17 protein-coding genes are annotated in these 16,470 nt (G+C 71.8%); 6 read left to right on the top strand and 11 right to left on the bottom strand.

What is annotated here, in order from left to right:
- The first annotated feature begins 340 nt into the window (after nucleotides 1-340).
- Complete coding sequence (locus tag ACZCLJ_RS03465; RefSeq protein WP_463105482.1) at nucleotides 341-943, top strand: TetR/AcrR family transcriptional regulator; 603 nt, start codon at nucleotides 341-343, stop codon at nucleotides 941-943.
- A 108-nt stretch (nucleotides 944-1,051) separates the two neighbouring features.
- Here ACZCLJ_RS03465 and ACZCLJ_RS03460 read toward each other — a convergent pair whose 3' ends face one another.
- Nucleotides 1,052-1,912, bottom strand: a complete 861-nt coding sequence (locus ACZCLJ_RS03460; RefSeq protein WP_463105481.1) for an alpha/beta fold hydrolase — start codon at nucleotides 1,910-1,912, stop codon at nucleotides 1,052-1,054.
- Between the two features lie 55 nt (nucleotides 1,913-1,967).
- On the bottom strand, nucleotides 1,968-2,963 hold the full coding sequence (locus tag ACZCLJ_RS03455; protein WP_463105480.1) for an NADP-dependent oxidoreductase: 996 nt from the start codon (nucleotides 2,961-2,963) through the stop codon (nucleotides 1,968-1,970).
- Nucleotides 2,964-3,396: 433 nt separating this feature from the next.
- On the opposite strand from ACZCLJ_RS03455, the gene ACZCLJ_RS03450 reads away from it, so the two are divergent.
- From ACZCLJ_RS03450 to ACZCLJ_RS03440, 3 genes are all read left to right on the top strand, one after another.
- The gene (locus ACZCLJ_RS03450) at nucleotides 3,397-3,966 is read left to right on the top strand and encodes a dihydrofolate reductase family protein (RefSeq protein ID WP_463105479.1); all 570 of its coding nucleotides are present in this window, start codon (nucleotides 3,397-3,399) and stop codon (nucleotides 3,964-3,966) included.
- Between the two features lie 135 nt (nucleotides 3,967-4,101).
- Nucleotides 4,102-4,659 carry a dihydrofolate reductase family protein gene (locus ACZCLJ_RS03445; RefSeq protein WP_463105478.1) on the top strand — a complete coding sequence of 186 codons (558 nt, stop codon included), beginning with the start codon at nucleotides 4,102-4,104 and terminating at the stop codon, nucleotides 4,657-4,659.
- A 131-nt stretch (nucleotides 4,660-4,790) separates the two neighbouring features.
- Complete coding sequence (locus ACZCLJ_RS03440) at nucleotides 4,791-5,783, top strand: phosphotransferase enzyme family protein (protein WP_251150978.1); 993 nt, start codon at nucleotides 4,791-4,793, stop codon at nucleotides 5,781-5,783.
- Between the two features lie 27 nt (nucleotides 5,784-5,810).
- Here the strand turns inward: ACZCLJ_RS03440 and ACZCLJ_RS03435 are convergent, their stop codons facing one another.
- The 5 genes from ACZCLJ_RS03435 to ACZCLJ_RS03415 form a co-directional block, all read right to left on the bottom strand.
- On the bottom strand, nucleotides 5,811-6,332 hold the full coding sequence (locus ACZCLJ_RS03435) for a putative immunity protein (protein ID WP_251150979.1): 522 nt from the start codon (nucleotides 6,330-6,332) through the stop codon (nucleotides 5,811-5,813).
- Between the two features lie 130 nt (nucleotides 6,333-6,462).
- The gene (locus ACZCLJ_RS03430; RefSeq protein WP_463105477.1) at nucleotides 6,463-7,263 is read right to left on the bottom strand and encodes an alpha/beta fold hydrolase; all 801 of its coding nucleotides are present in this window, start codon (nucleotides 7,261-7,263) and stop codon (nucleotides 6,463-6,465) included.
- Nucleotides 7,264-7,325: 62 nt separating this feature from the next.
- Entirely contained in the window at nucleotides 7,326-9,743 is a 2,418-nt protein-coding gene (locus tag ACZCLJ_RS03425; protein WP_463105476.1) for an ATP-binding cassette domain-containing protein, read from the bottom strand.
- A gap of 155 nt (nucleotides 9,744-9,898) precedes the next feature.
- Nucleotides 9,899-10,309 carry a VOC family protein gene (locus tag ACZCLJ_RS03420; protein ID WP_251150982.1) on the bottom strand — a complete coding sequence of 137 codons (411 nt, stop codon included), beginning with the start codon at nucleotides 10,307-10,309 and terminating at the stop codon, nucleotides 9,899-9,901.
- A 5-nt stretch (nucleotides 10,310-10,314) separates the two neighbouring features.
- Nucleotides 10,315-10,698: a helix-turn-helix transcriptional regulator gene (locus ACZCLJ_RS03415; protein WP_463106345.1), complete on the bottom strand. Its 384-nt coding sequence runs from the start codon at nucleotides 10,696-10,698 to the stop codon at nucleotides 10,315-10,317.
- Between the two features lie 150 nt (nucleotides 10,699-10,848).
- On the opposite strand from ACZCLJ_RS03415, the gene ACZCLJ_RS03410 reads away from it, so the two are divergent.
- Entirely contained in the window at nucleotides 10,849-11,271 is a 423-nt protein-coding gene (locus tag ACZCLJ_RS03410) for a pyridoxamine 5'-phosphate oxidase family protein (RefSeq protein ID WP_463105475.1), read from the top strand.
- Between the two features lie 35 nt (nucleotides 11,272-11,306).
- On the opposite strand, the gene putP is transcribed toward ACZCLJ_RS03410, so the two are convergent.
- The 4 genes from putP to ACZCLJ_RS03390 form a co-directional block, all read right to left on the bottom strand.
- Nucleotides 11,307-12,806 carry a sodium/proline symporter PutP gene (putP, locus tag ACZCLJ_RS03405; protein WP_463105474.1) on the bottom strand — a complete coding sequence of 500 codons (1,500 nt, stop codon included), beginning with the start codon at nucleotides 12,804-12,806 and terminating at the stop codon, nucleotides 11,307-11,309.
- Between the two features lie 120 nt (nucleotides 12,807-12,926).
- Entirely contained in the window at nucleotides 12,927-13,595 is a 669-nt protein-coding gene (locus ACZCLJ_RS03400) for an SHOCT domain-containing protein (protein WP_463105473.1), read from the bottom strand.
- Between the two features lie 143 nt (nucleotides 13,596-13,738).
- Nucleotides 13,739-14,383, bottom strand: coding sequence for an FMN reductase (locus ACZCLJ_RS03395; protein ID WP_251150986.1), 645 nt, complete (start codon nucleotides 14,381-14,383; stop codon nucleotides 13,739-13,741).
- 149 nt (nucleotides 14,384-14,532) lie between these two features.
- Nucleotides 14,533-15,729, bottom strand: a complete 1,197-nt coding sequence (locus tag ACZCLJ_RS03390) for an LLM class flavin-dependent oxidoreductase (protein WP_251150987.1) — start codon at nucleotides 15,727-15,729, stop codon at nucleotides 14,533-14,535.
- Nucleotides 15,730-16,089: 360 nt separating this feature from the next.
- Between ACZCLJ_RS03390 and ACZCLJ_RS03385 the strand changes: the two genes are divergently transcribed.
- A complete protein-coding gene (locus ACZCLJ_RS03385; RefSeq protein WP_069387551.1) occupies nucleotides 16,090-16,434 on the top strand; it encodes an RNA polymerase-binding protein RbpA in 345 nt (114 codons plus the stop codon).
- Nucleotides 16,435-16,470 lie beyond the last annotated feature (36 nt).

Below are 16,470 nucleotides of genomic sequence, written 5' to 3'. Positions count from 1 at the left end.
CATCAGTCGATTCATGCACACCTACCTCACTACGGCGAGCTGCATCTGATGCCGAACCCCCACATGACCGTCTACGGACGGTGGTGCGATGGGCGAACGGGATGGACGGAACCAGGCTGCGGTGGTGCTCGGTGCTCTGACCACCCCCTGGTTCGACCGAGTCACGGCTCGGCTCCAGGCGTCGCACTCCCCCAGCGGCCGCAGCCTGTTCGCTGTCGCCGCTCGGACAGGAGCGCAGAGGCCGCCCGAGCTCCTTGACCGCGTCCGGCGGCCCGAACTCGACAGTGACTATACTCAGAACTGACTGAGGTACGTCACGGACCATTCCCGGAGGAGCACGATGTCAGTGGCCATCCCGCCGATCGGGCGACGCGAGCGGAACAAGCAGGCCAAGCTCGAGCGCATCACCGCGGCCGCGAGCGAGCTGTTCGAGAAGCACGGGGTGGACGAGGTCACCACGCAGCAGATCGCCGACGCGGCGGACATCGGTACGGGCACCCTCTTTCTGTATGCGAACACCAAGGGTGAACTGCTGCTCCTCGTGCAGAACACCCACTACGCAGCGGCCCTGGAACGCGGACGCGCCGCGGCCGCGGATGCAGCGACGGCGCTGGACGGGGTGATGGCGCTGGTCGCCCCGGTCGTGGAGTGCAACCGGGTCCAGGTCGACAACGGCCGTACGTATCTCCGGGAGATGGCCTTCGGCGATCCGGGCGAGCCCCACCACGCCGAGGCATTGTCGATCGTCGCGGAGACCGAGGAGGCCGTTGCCAGCGTCCTGACCGGCCGGTCGCAGCTGCCCGCTGCGGAGGCCGCGACGCTGGCCCGGGTGGTCTCGGCGATCCTGCTTCTGGAGCTGGGGGCAAGCCTGAACGCGGAGTCGAGCATCCCGAGGCTCCTCGAGAGCATCCGCACCCAGGTCGCAGCGATCCTTCCGCGCTGACGGCACTGCGGATACTGCCGGGAGAGGCTGTCTCCCCGCATGGTCGGCTGGCGCCTCACCGCCGCCTGGCCTGTCGTAGCGCCCTTCCGGCTCGGTGATCCCGATGGATCACGGGGCGAGGAACTTCGCGGCGACGGGGGCGAACTGCTCCCAGTACTGGAAGATGCCGCCGTGCCCGGAGTTGGGGTAGATGATCAGCTCGGAGTCCTTGATGCGCTGGTGCAGGTCCGCGGAGAGGATGGAGGGCACCATGCGGTCGTTGTCGCCGTTGGCGATCAGGGTGGGCTGGGTGATCACCGAAAGGTCCGAGGGCGCGGAGCGGCCGAACTTCTGGATGGCCTTCAGCTGGGTCCGGAACGCCGTGGGGCTGATGGACCTGTCGCGGTCGACGGTGCGCTCCTGGAGCCGCTCCACGAATGCCTTGCCGGCCCTCTTGCCGACCCCGTCCCGGTTGAAGAAGAGGAACTCCTTCGGGTCGGACCGGGTGACGGTGGCGCGCACGATGTCCCAGTACGTCACGCCCACGACCCTGTCGATGTTCCTGCCTCCGCGAGGACCGGTGCCCGTCAGGACGAGCCTGCGCACCAGGTCGGGGTGCTTGACGACCAGGTCCTGGGCGATCATGCCGCCCATGGAGAACGCGAAGACGTCGATCGTGTCGTCACCGAGACCCTTCGTGATGAAGGCGTACGCGTCGTCGGCTGCTTCCTCGATCGTGTCGGGGACGGTGCCGGAGGAGGCGCCGACACCGCGCTGGTCGAACGTGATCACGTGACGTGTCTTCGCGATCGCCTCCACGATGCGCGGATCCCAGTTGTCCAGGGTCGCCGCGAGGTGCACGAAGAACACGACGGGGATGCCGCCCTTCGGGCCGAGCTCGCGGTAGGCGAACGTGGTGCCTCCCGCGGTGACGGTCTTCGCCGGGGCCTCGGCGTACGACGTGATGACGGGTTCGTCGACGGTGCTCATGATGGTGACTCCTTCGGCCGTTCGTCGTGCTGGCTGATGCGTGGCTGGAGTGGGGTCACGCGCCGGTGATCACGACCTTGCCGCGGAGTCCGCCCTGGGCCAGGGCTTCGAGTGCCTGCGGGGTCTGGTCGAACGGGAACGTCTTTCCCACCACGGGACGCAGCGTGCCGTCCTCGACGAGGGCGGCGATCTGCCGCAGCTGGTCGCCGTCGGCGGCCATGAGGAGGAACTCGTAGCTCACGCCGAGCTTCTTCGCCTGCCGACGGATCTTCCCGCTGAGCGCGGAGACAGCTAGGCGTAGCACCGGGTTCAGGCCCGCCGCCCTGGCGAACGCAGGGTCTGGCGGGCCGGAGATCCCGATCGCCTTCCCACCTGGGCGCAGGACGCGCAGGGACTTCTCGAGGTTCTCTCCGCCGAGGCTGTCCAGCACCAGGTCGTATCCGGAGAGCTCGGTCTCGAAGTCCTGCGTGCGGTAGTCGATCACGACGTCAGCGCCGAGGTCTCGGACGAACTCCGCGTTCTTGCCCGAGGCCGTGGTCGCCACCTGTGCGCCGAGGTGCTTCGCGAGCTGGATCGCGACGGTGCCGACCCCACCGGCACCGGCGTGGACGAGAACCTTCTGGCCCGGCGTCACGTTGCCCTTGACGACGAGCGCCTGCCACGCGGTCAGCGCCACGAGCGGGAGCGACGCCGCCTCGACGGGACTGATCGTGGCCGGGGCGGGAGCGAGGTCGGCCTCGTCGATCGCGATGCGTTCGGCGAACGTTCCGATCCGCCCGTCCCGGGGGCGGGCGAACACCTGGTCCCCTGCCGTGAACCTGGTGACGCGCGCGCCGGTGCGGGTGACGGTGCCGGCGACATCGTGCCCGAGGGCGAGGGGGGTCTTGTAGGGCAGGATTGCCTTGAACTCTCCGTCCCGGATCTTCTCGTCCAGCTGGTTCACCCCCGCAGCCGCGACACTCACGAGCACGTCGCGATCGCCCACGTCGGGCTCGGGCACGTCGGCCTCGTGGACGGCCTGCTTGTACTTGTCGAACACGAACGCTCGCATGGTCCTCTGTCTCCTACGGGATGGCGGTCAGTGGTGCAGGGAGCGGCTGGTGAGCGCGGTGACGGCTCGCGGCTCGCGGCTCTCGACGCGGCCCCGTGCCCGAAGTCCGGGAGGTAACGCACACGCGCGTCGAGGGGCCGCTGTAGCAGGGCGTCGGCGCACCCCGGGCGGGACCATCCGGTCGATGTCGCCGTGCAGCCCCCGTTTCCTGGCTGCTCACCGAGCATGATCAAGTCTGAGTCCGATCAGTAATTCTGTCAAGCAGAGTTCCGGACACCGGGGACCCGTGCGACACCCGGGGTGAGAGGCCACTCGCAGGCCCGGCGCGCGCCCCTGCCGGGTGGAATCGGGAGCCGATGAGATGTGGCGCCGACCGCAGTCTGAGCACTGTCCGGCCACTCGCGCTGCGCGCGCATCACGGGAGAGGAACGAGATGAGACCACTTCGCTACTCGATCAACGTCACGCTCGACGGCTGCTGCCATCACGAGGCAGGGCTCTCCCCCGACGAGGAGTCGATGCGCTACTGGACCTCCGAGATGGCACGAGCCGATGCCGTGATCTTCGGCCGGGTGACCTACGAGATGATGGAGTCGGCGTGGCGGCGACCGGCTTCGGGCACGTGGCCCGACTGGATGGACGAGTGGGAGATCCCGTTCGCCGAGACCCTCGACCGCGCGAAGAAGCACGTCGTGTCGTCCACGCTGAGCGGGGTCGACTGGAACGCCGAGCTGGTGCGAGGCGACGTGGGGCAAGCGGTTCAGCGGCTCAAGCAGGAGCCGGGCGAGGGTCTGTTCGTGGGTGGCGTGACGCTCCCCCTGGCGTTGGCGGACCTGGGACTGATCGACGAGTACGTCTTCCTCGTGCAGCCGGTGCTCGCCGGGCACGGACCGACGTTGCTCGCCGGTCTGCGCGAGCGCATCCAGCTCGAGCTCGTGGATCGCCAGGAGTTCCGGTCCGGGGTGGTCGCCCAGCGGTACCGGCCCACACGAGCATCAGCGTGACGTGACTCGCCCTGGCAGGTGGCCCACAGGCTCTCCTCGTGTGATCCGCGCACCCGTGCGATGAGTTCCAGGTCGCGCGCAGGTCACAGCCTTCGCGGCCCCGGCACATCGACTCGGTCAGGCGAAGGAGACGACATGGGCAAGCTCATCTACTCGATGATCACCTCGCTCGACGGCTACGCCGAGGCGGCGGAGGGCGACCTGGGCGTCGGCGCCGAGGTGGAGGAGGTGCACACGTTCATCGGTGACCTCTTCCGGCCCGTGCGCACGTTCCTCTACGGCCGGCGGATGTACGAGACGATGGTGTTCTGGGAGACCGCGCACGAGGACCCCGACGCTCCCCCGCACATCGTGCAGTACGCCCGTGACTGGCAGGCCGCGGACAAGGTCGTGTACTCCACGACGCTGGAGTCGCCATCGAGCGAGCGGACCAGGATCGAGCGAACCTTCGACCCCGACGCGGTGCGCCGGCTCAAGTCCGAGACCGATCACGACCTCTCCGTCGACGGCCCGAACCTCGCCGCGCAGGCGATCGCGGCGGGCCTGGTGGACGAGTACCACCTGTTCACCACCTCGAGCGTGGTCGGCGGCGGCAAGCGGTTCTTCCCCGACGGTGTGCGCCTCGACCTCGAGCTCGTGGACCAGCGTGCGTTCGACTCGGGTCTCGTCTACACGCGCTACCGCACCCGCTGAGCCTTCGGCCGCCGGTGCGTGCGGCACTCCCCCGCTCCTCGCCGGTGCCGACGCCGACGCCGGACCGGACGACGTCGACACGACCGGTCGCGTGAGGAGCACCGGCTGCTGGACGTGCTGAGATGGCACCTATGGCCGATACGTCCCTGCCCACGCTCGAGATGCTGTGGGAAGCGTGCGACCCTCACGACGCGCTCGCCGAGAGGTTCGGTCTCCAGGACGCGGGCTCGGCGGCTCGCTGGGTCGCGACGGTCCTCGACGACCACTGGGGTGTCCGGGTCGACGCGTGCGAACGGATCGTGATCAGCGACCACAACGCGCTGGCGTGGGTCGCTACCCCGTCGGGCGACCGGCTCGCCAAGTGGTCGGTCGTGCCCGAGCGCTTCGCGCGGCTGACGCAGGTCGCTCGGCTCACGCACTGGCTCCACCGTGAAGGGCTGCCGGTGTCAGCACCGGTCCGTTCGCTGGACGGCGATCTCCAGGTAGAGGTCGACGACGTCACGATGAGCCTGCAGGACGTGGTCGACGGTGAGCTGCTCGACGTCGACGACCCTCAGCAGGTCCGAGCCGCCGGTGCCGTCCTCGCCCGGCTGCATCTCGCGCTCGCGACCTACCCCGACGCCGACCGGGCCGTCGCGCCGGCCGCTCCCCCGGCCCCCGTGGCGACCCGGGTCTCCGACTGGCTCGGCTCGCTCCGCGACCACGTTCCGGCAGCGGCTCGCACCATCCTCCGACGGCTGGTCGACGACGCACCCGCCGACCGGCTGCCGACGCAGCTCGTGCACGGTGACTTCCGCTCGTCGAACGTGATCTGCCGGGGCCGGGACGTCGCCGCGGTGATCGATCTCGAGGAGGTCAGGCTCGACCACTGCGTCGTCGAGGTGGCTCGGTCGGCCGTCATGCTCGGCACGCGCTACCGGAACTGGGGGCCGGTCTCGGCCGAGGTCCGTGCGACGTTCCTGGCGGGCTACGAGACCGTCCGGCCGCTGACACCGGCCGAGGCCGGCTGGTGGGACACCCTGGTGCTCTGGCACGCCTGGGCGCTCGTGCCGCCCGGCGAGGACCCGACGGGGTGGGGACGCTCGGCGCACGACCAGCTGGAAGACCTGGCACGCGCGCGCTGAGCCTCGGCCGTACGGGACCGGCCGGCCTCAGTCGTCGAAGACGTTCCAGCAGATCGGGCTCCTCAGGCGTTGGTCGTCGAGGACGAGCTCGCGAACCTCCTCAGGGATCCGCTCGCGCTGCCAGTCCCGCTCGGCGACGCGGGCCGCCTCGCCCTGCCCCCTCGTCGCTGCCTCTGCCGCCGCCGCACGGATCGCGTACGCCGCGGCGCCGAGGTCGTGCGCCGCGACGTGCGCGACCGCGACCGCCTGCCCGGCCGCGAGCGCCGCGTACTTCGCGGGGGCGGGTTGGTCGCGTCCGGCGGCGTTCGCGGGGAACGCGGCGCGGTGGGCGTCGCGCACGGGTACGTCGCCGCGCATCCAGCCGCGTGCCGTCTCGAGGGCGCCCCGGGGCCGTGTGTCGTCCGGTCGGGCCTGTTCGAAGAGGGGCAGGACGTGGTCGGCGCAGAGGATCGCCCACTCGGCGAGCAGACGATGGTGGTCGTCCGTCAGGGATCCCCCGCGGCGCACGGTGATCAGTCGGGGGTCCCTGTCGGTCGGGAGGATGGGCATGCGGCGATTGTGCCGAGAGGGGCTGGGGGTGGGCAATCGCCTCACGCCGCCTGCGGGCGAAGGGAGCCTGGTTCGTGCCGTGCCGTGCCGTGCCGTGCCGCGTCGTGGCGTGGCGTCCGGGCGTCGTCGGTCACCCGGGGCGCTGTTCGGCGGCGTGCAGGAAGCGGCGCAGCTCGTGCGTGACGGCTTCGGGCGCCTCGACGGGGCTGGCGTGGCCGGGGCCGGTGAGGACGAGGAGCTCGGATCCGGGTAGGGCGTGGTGCAGCGCCTCGCCGACCGCGACGGGTGCGCGGACGTCGTGGTCGGCGTACAGCAGCAGGGTGGGCACGTCGATGTCGGGCAGCACGTGGCTCTGGTCGGGGTGGCTCGCGTGGGCCATCGCCCGGAAGCCTCGTGGGCGGGTCGCGCGGACGCTGTCGACGAAGGCGACCACTCGCTCGCCCTCGGCGGAGGGTGAGAACAGGGACGGTGCCATCGCGGTGACGAAGTCGTCGGGCGGCAGCGTCGATGCCTGTAGCGAGCGCGCCAGCCTCAGGTCGGCCTCCTCCGGGCCGAGGGAGCCGACCCAGCCCGCGTAGCCGCTCACGAGGGCCAGCGACCGGACGACCCGGCGGTGCCGACGGGAGACCGCGAGCGCCAGGGCTGCCCCGAAGGAGAGCCCGACGAGGTGGGCCTGCTCGATCCGGAGCGCCGCGAGGACGGCAGCGAGGCAGTCGGCGTAGCCGTCCATGCCGAGCTCCTCCGGCGGGTCGTCCGACGCTCCCGCGCCGGGTGCGCCCCAGGCGATCACGGTGAACTCGTCGGAGAGGGCGTCGAGCTGTGCGCCCCAGGTGGCGTGGGCGTCTCCCACGAAGCCGTGCAGCAGCAGCACCGGGGGCCCGGCCCCGGCGCGCTCGTAGGCGATGCTCAGCCCGCGGACCTTGACGCGCACACCTCGATCGTCGGACGGTCCGCGTGTGGGAGCAACGGCTGGGGGTGTGCGCGCCGGGTTGCTCAGCCCTGCTCGGCCCCTACGTAGGCGGCGAGGTGCTCCCCGGTGAGCGTGGCGCGCTGCGCCACGAGGTCGGCGGGTGTGCCCTCGAAGACGACGCGGCCGCCGTCGTGCCCGGCGCCGGGCCCGAGGTCGATGATCCAGTCGGCGTGGGCCATGACGGCCTGGTGGTGCTCGATGACGATGACGGACTTGCCGGAGTCGACGATGTGGTCGAGCAGGCGCAGCAGGTTCTCGACGTCGGCGAGGTGCAGCCCGGTGGTGGGCTCGTCGAGGACGATCACCCCGCCGGAGTCCCCCAGGTGCATCGCGAGCTTGAGCCGCTGGCGCTCGCCGCCGGAGAGGGTGTTGAGCGGCTGGCCGAGCTTGACGTAGCCGAGGCCGACGTCCTTGAGGTGCGCGAGGATCTTGTGCGCGGCGGGGATCTTCGCGTCGCCGTCGTGGAAGACGTCGTGGGCTCGTGCCACGGAGAGGTCGAGCACCTCGGCGATGTTCAGCCCGCCCAGCGTGTACTCGAGCACGGACGCCATGAACCGCTTGCCGCCGCAGTCCTCGCACGGCGTCTCGACGGTCTCCATGAACCCGAGCTCGGTGTAGATGCGCCCGTTGCCCTTGCAGGTGGGGCAGGCGCCCTCGGAGTTGGCGCTGAACAGGGCGGGCTTGACGCCGTTCGCCTTCGCGAACGCCTTGCGGATCGGCTCGAGCAGGCCGGTGTACGTGGCGGGGTTGGAGCGGCGCGAGCCCTTGATCGCGCCCTGGTCGACGACGACGACGCCTTCGTGCCCTGCGAGGTTGCCGTGGATCAGCGAGCTCTTGCCCGAGCCCGCGACACCGGTGACGACGGTCAGGACGCCGGTGGGCACGTCGACGTCCACGCCTCGCAGGTTGTTCTGCGACGCTCCCCGGATCTCCAGCGCGCCGGACGGCGTGCGCACGGACTCCTTGACGGCGGCGCGGTCGTCGAGGTGGCGGCCGGTGAGCGTGTCGCTCGCCCGCAGCTCTTCGACGGTCCCCTGGAAGCAGATCGTGCCGCCGTCGGTTCCGGCGCCGGGGCCGAGGTCGATCACGTGGTCGGCGATGGCGATCGCCTCCGGCTTGTGCTCGACGACGAGCACCGTGTTGCCCTTGTCGCGCAGGTCGAGCAGCAGGGAGTTCATGCGCTGGATGTCGTGGGGGTGCAGGCCGATGGTGGGTTCGTCGAAGACGTAGGTGACGTCGGTGAGCGCGGAGCCGAGGTGGCGGATCATCTTGGTGCGCTGCGCCTCTCCCCCGGACAGCGTGCCCGCGGGCCGGTCGAGCGACAGGTAGCCGAGGCCGATCTCGACGAACTTGTCGAACAGGTGCAGCAGGCTCGCGACCAGGGGGGCGACGCCGGGGGCGTCGACGCCGCGCGCCCAGTCGGCGGCGTCGGAGATCTGCATGCGGCACACGTCCGCGATGCCGGCCCCGTTGACCTTCGCCGACCTGGCGGACTCGTTGAGCCGTGTGCCGTCGCACGCCGGGCAGGGCACGAACACGGCCGCTCGTTCGACGAACGCCCGGATGTGCGGCTGGAGCGACTCGGGGGCCTTGCTGAACACCGACTCGCGCAGCTTGGGGATGAGGCCCTGGTAGGTCATGTTCATCCCGAGCGCCTTGACCTTCCCCTTCTCGCGGTAGAGGAAGTCGTGCCGCTCGGTCTCGGTGTAGTCGCGGACCGGCTTGTCGCCGTCGACGAACCCGGACTCGGCGAACCCCTTGACCATCCAGCCGTCGGCCTTGTAGCCGGGCACGAGGATCGCGCCGTCGTTGAGGGACCTCGACTCGTCGACGATGACCGACAGGTCCAGGTCGGAGACCGTGCCCCGGCCCTCGCACTCGGGGCACATGCCGCCCAGGTACACCTGGTTGCGCACCACCTTCTTCTCCGTCGTGCCGTCGGCCTTGTCCGTGCTGAACACGCCGCTGGCCGTCGAGGTCGGGACGTTGAACGAGAACGCCGTCGGCGGCCCGACGTACGGGTCTCCCACGCGGCTGAAGAGGTTGCGCAGCATCGCGTTCGCGTCCGTCACGGTCCCGACGGTCGACCGGACGTTGGCGCCCATGCGTTCCTGGTCGACCAGGATCGCGGTGGTGATGCCCTCGAGCACGTCGACGTCCGGTCGCGGCAGGGACGGCATGAAGCCCTGCACGAACGTCGAGTAGGTCTCGTCGATGAGGCGTCGCGACTCGGCGGCGATGGTCGCGAACACGAGCGAGCTCTTGCCCGAGCCCGAGACCCCGGTGAAGACGGTGAGCCGCCGCTTGGGGATCTCGACGTCCACCTCACGCAGGTTGTTCTCGCGGGCGCCCTGCACGCGGATGACGTCGTGGGTGTCGGCGGCGTGCGGCGCGGTCGCTCCCGACGTCGTGGCGGGGCTCGGGGTCTGCGTTGCGGTCACCCTGGGGGCTCCTTCGGGTCGTGGTGCGGGGGGCGTGGTGGGGACGACCGGCGGCGGCCCGAGAACTCATCGTCGCACCGCCGCTGGGCGCGGTGGCGTGCGGCAGACCGGGGACGCACACGGCGGCGGTCCTCAGCGCCCCACGGACGGGCCGGTCACCGGACCTCGTCGATGCGGACCATGTTGCCCGCGGGGTCGCGGAACGCGCAGTCGCGCACGCCCCACGGCTGCTCGGTCGGCTCGGAGACGACCTCGGCGTCGGCGGCCTGGAGGTGCTCGAACGTCGCGTCGAGGTCCTTCGTGGCGAGGATGATCGACTGGTAGGCACCCTTGGCCATGAGCTCGAGGACGGTGCGGCGCTCCGCGTCGGTGACCCCCGGGTCGGCGGCCGGCGGCGTCAGGACGAGGCGGACGTCGGGCTGCGACGGCGCGACGAAGGTGAGCCAGCGCATGGCGCCCTCGCCGACGTCCATGGTGAGCTCGAAGCCGAGGAGGTCGCGGTAGAAGCCGAGAGAGGCCTCGGGGTCGGTGTGCGGCAGGAACGTGGTGTGCAGGGTGATGTCCATGCCTCTCACGCTAGGTGCACGTCCACGGCCGGCGCTTCTCGATTCCTGACCGGTCGGGTGGCCTGCTTGGTCACGCACGACGGCAGCTCGCCCGCACCCGCCGTGAGGGCACGGCGCGCGTACTCGCTCGGGGACATGCCCACGAGCTCGGTGAAGCGCGTGCTGAACGTGCCGAGGGACGAGCTGCCGACGGCGAAGCAGACCTCCGTCACGCTGAGGTCGCCGCGGCGCAGGAGCGTCATCGCGCGCTCGACGCGACGCGTCATGAGGTAGGAGTACGGCGACTCGCCGTAGGCGGCCCTGAACTGGCGGCTGAGGTGGCCGGCCGACATGTGCACGCCGCGTGCGAGCGCCTCCACGTCGAGCGGCTGGGCGTACTCGCGGTCCATCCGGTCGCGGACGCGGCGCAGCAGCGCCAGCGTGCGCAGGTGCGCGACCAGGTGCGCGTCCACGTGCGCGTCGTCGCCTCCGATGCTGGTCACGGTCCCGATCGTAGTTCGCCCCTCCCCCGCGCGGCAGGGCGGCCGTACGATGCGCCCGTGGATCTCGAGCAGCTGGTGGCGTACGTGCGCGCGCACGGGGACGGCGTCGTCTCGACGCTCGGTCCGGGCGGCGCACCGCAGGCCGCGTACCTCGCGCTGACGGCGACGGACCGGGGCGAGCTCGTGCTCGACGCGCGCGCGTCGTCGCGCAAGGTGGCGAACGTGCGGCGCGACGGACGGGTGGCGGTCGTCGTCGGCGGCGCGGACGGCACGACGCTGCAGGCCGAGGGCGTGGCCGACGTGCCCTCCGGCGCGGAGCGGGAGCGGTGCGCCGCGGCGTACGCCGCCGCGTTCCCGCAGTTCGCGGCCTCGCTCGCGGACGACGGCATCGTCGTCGTCCGCGTGACGCTCACCTGGGCGCGCCACGGGAACTTCCGAGGTGCCGTCCCCGTGACGTCGGACGTCGCCCTCCCCTCCTGACGCCGCGCCGCCGCCAGGCCGGCGAGGGGCCGGCGTCAGCTCCGGGCGACCTCGGCCTCCATCGCGTCGAACTCGGCGTCGACCGCTGCGTCCGACCTCGCGGTGGCCCGGCTGACCAGGACGGCGACGAGCAGGTTGAGCAGGAAGCCCGGCACGATCTCGTACATGGCGTCGCTGAGCGCGGAGACGTTCCCCCACACGAGCACGACCACGGCACCGGTGACGAGCCCGGCGAGCGCCCCCGCCGGCGTGAGCTTGCGCCAGTAGAGGCTCAGCAGCACGATCGGCCCGAAGGCGGCGCCGAACCCGGCCCACGCGAAGGCGACGAGGTCGAGGATGGCGGAGTCGTCGTCGAGGGCGAGGACGGCGGCGACCACCGCGACGGCGAGGACTGCCCCGCGCCCGAGGAGCAGCTCGGTCTTCTCGGAGGAGCGTCGCCCGGCGAGGTTGTACAGGTCCTCGACGAGCGCGGAGGAGCACACGACGAGCTGGCTCGACATGGTGGACATGATCGCGGCGAGGACGGCGGCGAGGACGAGCCCGGCGACGAACGGGTGGAAGAGGATCTGGCTGAGGACGAGGAACACCGTCTCGGGGTCGTCGAGCGGCAGCGCGGGGTCGTCGGCGAAGTAGGCGATGCCGATGAGGGCGGTCGCGACGGCGCCCCCGGTGGTGAGGAGCATCCACGTGAGGCTGACGCGGCGCGCGACGGTCGCCTCCTTGACGGACCGCAGGGCCATGAACCGGACGATGATGTGGGGCTGGCCGAAGTAGCCGAGTCCCCACGCGGCGGTGGAGACGATCGCGACGATCCCGAGGAACGCGCCCTCGTTGCTGAGCCCGGAGAACAGGTTGAACGCGTCCGGGTTGACGGCCCGGGCCTCGTCGACGACGGCGCCTACGCCGCCCATCTGGGTGACGGCGACGACGGGGACGGCGATGAGGGCGGCGAGCATGAGCAGGCCCTGGGCGACGTCGGTGAGGGTGGCGCCGAGGAACCCGCCGAAGAGCGTGTATCCGAGGGTGACGACGGCGACGACGGCGAGCCCCGTGAGGTAGGGCCAGCCGAAGGACGACTCGAAGAACTTCCCGGCGGCGACCATGCCGCTGGAGACGTAGAACGTGAAGAACACGAGGATGACGAGGGCCGCGGCGATGCGCAGGGGCCGGCTGTCCCCCTTGAGCCGTTTGGAGAAGAAGCTCGGGATGGTGATCGCGTTGTCGGAGATCTCGGTGTAGGCACGCAGCCGGGGGGCGACGAACCGCCAGTTGAGCCACGCGCCGACGATGAGCCCGATCGCGATCCACGCCTCGACGAGGCCGGCGGCGTAGATCGCGCCGGGCAGGCCGAGCAGGAGCCAGCCCGACATGTCGGACGCGTTGGCGGACAGCGCGGCGACGGAGGGTCTGAGCCCGCGGTTGGCGAGCATGTAGCCGTCGAGGTTCTGCGTGCGGCGGTAGGCGTAGTACCCGATGCCCAGCATGACGAGCAGGTAGAGCACGATCGCGGCGAGCTGGTAGTCCCGGTCCGACATGGCGGCCTCCTGCGGGCGTCGTCGACGACAGTTCCGTCCTCGGCACGCTACGCCGCACCGGGCCCGACGGCGCCCCGGGGGCGTCGGCGTGCCGCCACAGGACGGCCCGGCCCGGGGCGCTCAGCCGAGCAGGCGGGCCTTGGCGCGGGCGTACTCGGCGTCCGTGAGGTCGCCGGCGCGGTGCAGCGCGGCGAGCCGCTCGAGCCGCTCCACGAGGTCAGCTCCCCCGTCGGCGTGGGTGTCGGAGCCCGAGGTGCTCGGGGCGTGCACGTGCCACACCGTGCGCGCGAACACGCCCGGCCGGTGCTCGGAGCCGCGCGACGCGGTCCGCAGGCGGGGCGTGCGCGGGGACGGCGTGGTGCGGTCGTCGATCGTGACGGCGCCGGGGTGGGCCGCCCGCAGCGCACGGGCGAACCGGACGAAGCGCTCCGCGGACCGGTCGAGCACGACGGCCCGCGACGTGCCGGGGGCGCTCGCGGCCCGTCCCCCGGCGGCGGGTCGTGCCGGGTGCAGGTGGACCACGACGCCCTCGCCGATCGTGAGCGTGACGCGGCCGGCGGGCAGCTCGACGCGCGCGCGGGTGCCGTCGGGGCCGAGGAGGTGGAGCCGCGTCCCGTCCCACACGAGGCGCCCGCCGGCGACGTGGAACATCGCCGGGTAGCGCGGGTCCGGGGTGAACCGTCGGGCGGTGGCCCGGTCGGGATCGGCCCGGCGGGCGGTGACGCCGATGCTGCGGCGCGCCGGGCGGGCGGGGGCGTCGGTGCCGTGCTCGTCGTGCGCTGCCGTCATGGATCCGTTCCCCGTCGTGCCGGTGCCCCCTCGTGCCGATCGTCCCCGACCGGGAGCGCCGACGCAAGGCCTCCGCCGGCGCCGTGGCGCGCGCCCGCGCAGGTCAGCGGCCCGGGGGACGGGAAGCGGCGGCCCGGGTCAGGTCAGAGTCCCCCGAGGAGGGCGGTGAAGTCGGGGGTGTCGGCGAACGGGTCGGCGGGGCCGCTGCTGGTGCGCAGCGCGACCTTCTCCGCGAGCTCGCGACCGGCGCGCGCGATGCGTCGCGGCAGGCCCCCGCCGGAGTCGGACTCGCCCGCGGCCCAGTCGTCGGTCGCGGCGAACACCGACGTCGTGGCGACGTCGGCGCGCAGGTACGTGAACAGCGGGCGCAGCGAGTACTCGAGCGCGAGCGAGTGCCTGGCCGTGCCGCCGGTCGCGCCGAGCAGGACGGGCGTGCCGGTGAGCGCGTCCTTGTCGAGGACGTCGACGAAGGACTTGAGCAGGCCCGAGTAGGTCGTGGTGAACAGCGGCGTGGTCACGACGATGCCGTCCGCAGCGTAGAGGCGGTCGAGCACGCCGGCCAGCTCGCCCGTGGGGAACCCGGTGAGCATGGTGTCGACGACGGCGTGCGCGTGGTCGCGCAGCTCGACCGTCTCGACCTCGGCGGTGACCCCGAGCGCGCCGAGCTCGCGGACGGCGGCCTCGCCGAGACGGTCGGCGAGCAGCCGGGTCGAGGAGGGCTTGGACAGGCCGGCGGAGACGACGACGAGGCGCCGGTCGGTGCCGCCGGGGGTGGTCTGCTGGGTCATGCGGTGCTCCTGGTGCTGCGATGTCGTGCGTGTGCTGCGGCGTGCTGCTGCGAGCCCGTGGCCCGCGGTGGCCCGACGGCGCCGGTCCCGAGGTGCGGTGTCCGCACCCCGTGACCGTACGCCGTCGGGCGGTTGCTCGCGGAGGAGCGTCAGAGGCCGAAGGCCGAGCCGGCGCGCGCGGGCTGCTGCGCGGAGGCGTCGTCCTCGGCGGTGCGACCGGTCCACCGGTCCTCCGCAGCGCCGACGTGACCGGCGTGGGTCTCGCCCGCGGCGCGGGCGGCGGCCACGCGCTCGGCGTGCGTCGGCGGGCCGGACGGCACGTGCGCGGGGCGCGCGGCCTCCGCCTCGCGGCGCAGGACCGGCACGACCTCGCCCGCGAGGAGGTCGATCTGCTCGAGGACCGTCTTGAGGGGCAGCCCGGCGTGGTCCATGAGGAACAGCTGGCGCTGGTAGTCGCCGACGTCCTCGCGCATCGCCCCGTAGCGGTCGATGACCTGCTGCGGCGAGCCGACGGTCAGCGGGGTCTCGCGCGTGAAGTCCTCCATCGACGGCCCGTGCCCGTACACGGGCGCGTTGTCGAAGTAGGGGCGGAACTCGTCCCACGCCTTCTGCGAGTCCTTGCGCATGAAGACCTGGCCGCCGAGGCCGACGATCGCGGTGTCCGCGGGCCCGTGACCGTGGTGCTCCCAGCGCTGCCGGTAGAACTGCACCATCTGCTTCGTGTGGCTCATGGGCCAGAAGATGTTGTTGTGGAAGAACCCGTCGCCGTAGTACGCGGCCTGCTCCGCGATCTCGGGGCTGCGGATCGACCCGTGCCACACGAACGGCGGGACCCCGTCCAGGGGGCGCGGCGTGGAGGTGAAGCCCTGCAGCGGGGTGCGGAACTTCCCCTCCCAGTCGACGACGTCCTCGGTCCACAGGCGGCGCAGCAGCGCGTAGTTCTCGACCGCGAGCGGGATGCCGTTGCGGATGTCCTGCCCGAACCACGGGTACACCGGGCCGGTGTTGCCGCGACCCATCATGAGGTCCATGCGCCCGTCGGTGATGACCTGGAGCATCGCGTACTCCTCGGCGAGGCGCACCGGGTCGTTCGTCGTGATGAGCGTCGTCGACGTCGACAGGACGATGTCCTTGGTCACACCCGCGAGGTAGCCGAGCATCGTCGTGGGCGACGACGGCACGAACGGCGGGTTGTGGTGCTCGCCCGTCGCGAAGACGTCCAGCCCGGCCTCGTCGGCGTGCTTCGCGATGGTGAGCATCGCGCGCACCCGCTCGGTGTCGTCCGGGGTCCGGCCCGTCGTGGGGTCCGTCGTCACGTCGCCGACGGTGAAGATGCCGAACTGCATGGTGCGCTCCAAGTGTCCTCTGACGTCCTGTGGTTCATGCGTTTGCATGTACATGCGGCTCAACCGGACACCCTCCGTGTTTGTTCCCGACGCCGCAGCCTGGCCGTGGAGCGGCGGATCTCACGCCGCGCGAGTTGCGCGGGGCATCGAAACCCGGGAGCCTGGGACGGCGACGCGCCGTGGCGGACCCGGCCCCGACGTCGCGCGGCCCGCCCGGCGGGCCGCGACCGCGACGTTCACCGGACCTTCACCCCGCGTCGGAACACCCCACCACGACACGGCGTTGCGTACTCGTAGACCGGGCACGCTCGCACCCACGGGCCCGCCCCGTACACCCCCGACGATCCTCTGGAGGACACCATGGCCGACCGTTCGCTGCGTGGCATGAGCATCGGTGCGAAGAGCATGGAGTCGGACGAGGGCGTCGACTTCGCGCCCCGCTTCCAGGCGCACTACGACTGCCCCAACGGCCACACCATCATCCTGCCGTTCTCGACCGACGCCGAGGTCCCTCCCGTGTGGGAGTGCCGCTGCGGCGCCGAGGCGCTCCTGCGTGACGCCGAGCGCCCCGAGCCCAAGGCCGGCAAGCCTGCCCGCACCCACTGGGACATGCTGCTCGAGCGCCGCACGATCTCCGAGCTCGAGGAGCTCCTCGACGAGCGCCTCGACCTGCTGCGCGCCGGCAAGCTCCGCCGCTCCGCCTGACGCCCGCAGCCGACCGAACCGGTCGGCGCGCGACGG

This window comes from Cellulosimicrobium sp. So1_17 (assembly GCF_055181235.1).
Note: the sequence above shows the minus strand (reverse complement) of the source record. Positions and strands in the feature narration are given on the sequence as shown.

Excerpts from the sequence above, each read along its gene's own strand:
- ACZCLJ_RS03465 (WP_463105482.1), top strand. The coding sequence starts at position 341 with ATGTCAGTGGCCATCCCGCCGATCGGGCGACGCGAGCGGAACAAGCAG.
- ACZCLJ_RS03460 (WP_463105481.1), bottom strand. The coding sequence starts at position 1,912 with ATGAGCACCGTCGACGAACCCGTCATCACGTCGTACGCCGAGGCCCCG.
- ACZCLJ_RS03455 (WP_463105480.1), bottom strand. The coding sequence starts at position 2,963 with ATGCGAGCGTTCGTGTTCGACAAGTACAAGCAGGCCGTCCACGAGGCC.
- ACZCLJ_RS03450 (WP_463105479.1), top strand. The coding sequence starts at position 3,397 with ATGAGACCACTTCGCTACTCGATCAACGTCACGCTCGACGGCTGCTGC.
- ACZCLJ_RS03445 (WP_463105478.1), top strand. The coding sequence starts at position 4,102 with ATGGGCAAGCTCATCTACTCGATGATCACCTCGCTCGACGGCTACGCC.
- ACZCLJ_RS03440 (WP_251150978.1), top strand. The coding sequence starts at position 4,791 with ATGGCCGATACGTCCCTGCCCACGCTCGAGATGCTGTGGGAAGCGTGC.
- ACZCLJ_RS03435 (WP_251150979.1), bottom strand. The coding sequence starts at position 6,332 with ATGCCCATCCTCCCGACCGACAGGGACCCCCGACTGATCACCGTGCGC.
- ACZCLJ_RS03420 (WP_251150982.1), bottom strand. The coding sequence starts at position 10,309 with ATGGACATCACCCTGCACACCACGTTCCTGCCGCACACCGACCCCGAG.
- ACZCLJ_RS03415 (WP_463106345.1), bottom strand. The coding sequence starts at position 10,698 with ATGGACCGCGAGTACGCCCAGCCGCTCGACGTGGAGGCGCTCGCACGC.
- putP (WP_463105474.1), bottom strand. The coding sequence starts at position 12,806 with ATGTCGGACCGGGACTACCAGCTCGCCGCGATCGTGCTCTACCTGCTC.
- ACZCLJ_RS03400 (WP_463105473.1), bottom strand. The coding sequence starts at position 13,595 with ATGACGGCAGCGCACGACGAGCACGGCACCGACGCCCCCGCCCGCCCG.
- ACZCLJ_RS03395 (WP_251150986.1), bottom strand. The coding sequence starts at position 14,383 with ATGACCCAGCAGACCACCCCCGGCGGCACCGACCGGCGCCTCGTCGTC.
- ACZCLJ_RS03390 (WP_251150987.1), bottom strand. The coding sequence starts at position 15,729 with ATGCAGTTCGGCATCTTCACCGTCGGCGACGTGACGACGGACCCCACG.
- ACZCLJ_RS03385 (WP_069387551.1), top strand. The coding sequence starts at position 16,090 with ATGGCCGACCGTTCGCTGCGTGGCATGAGCATCGGTGCGAAGAGCATG.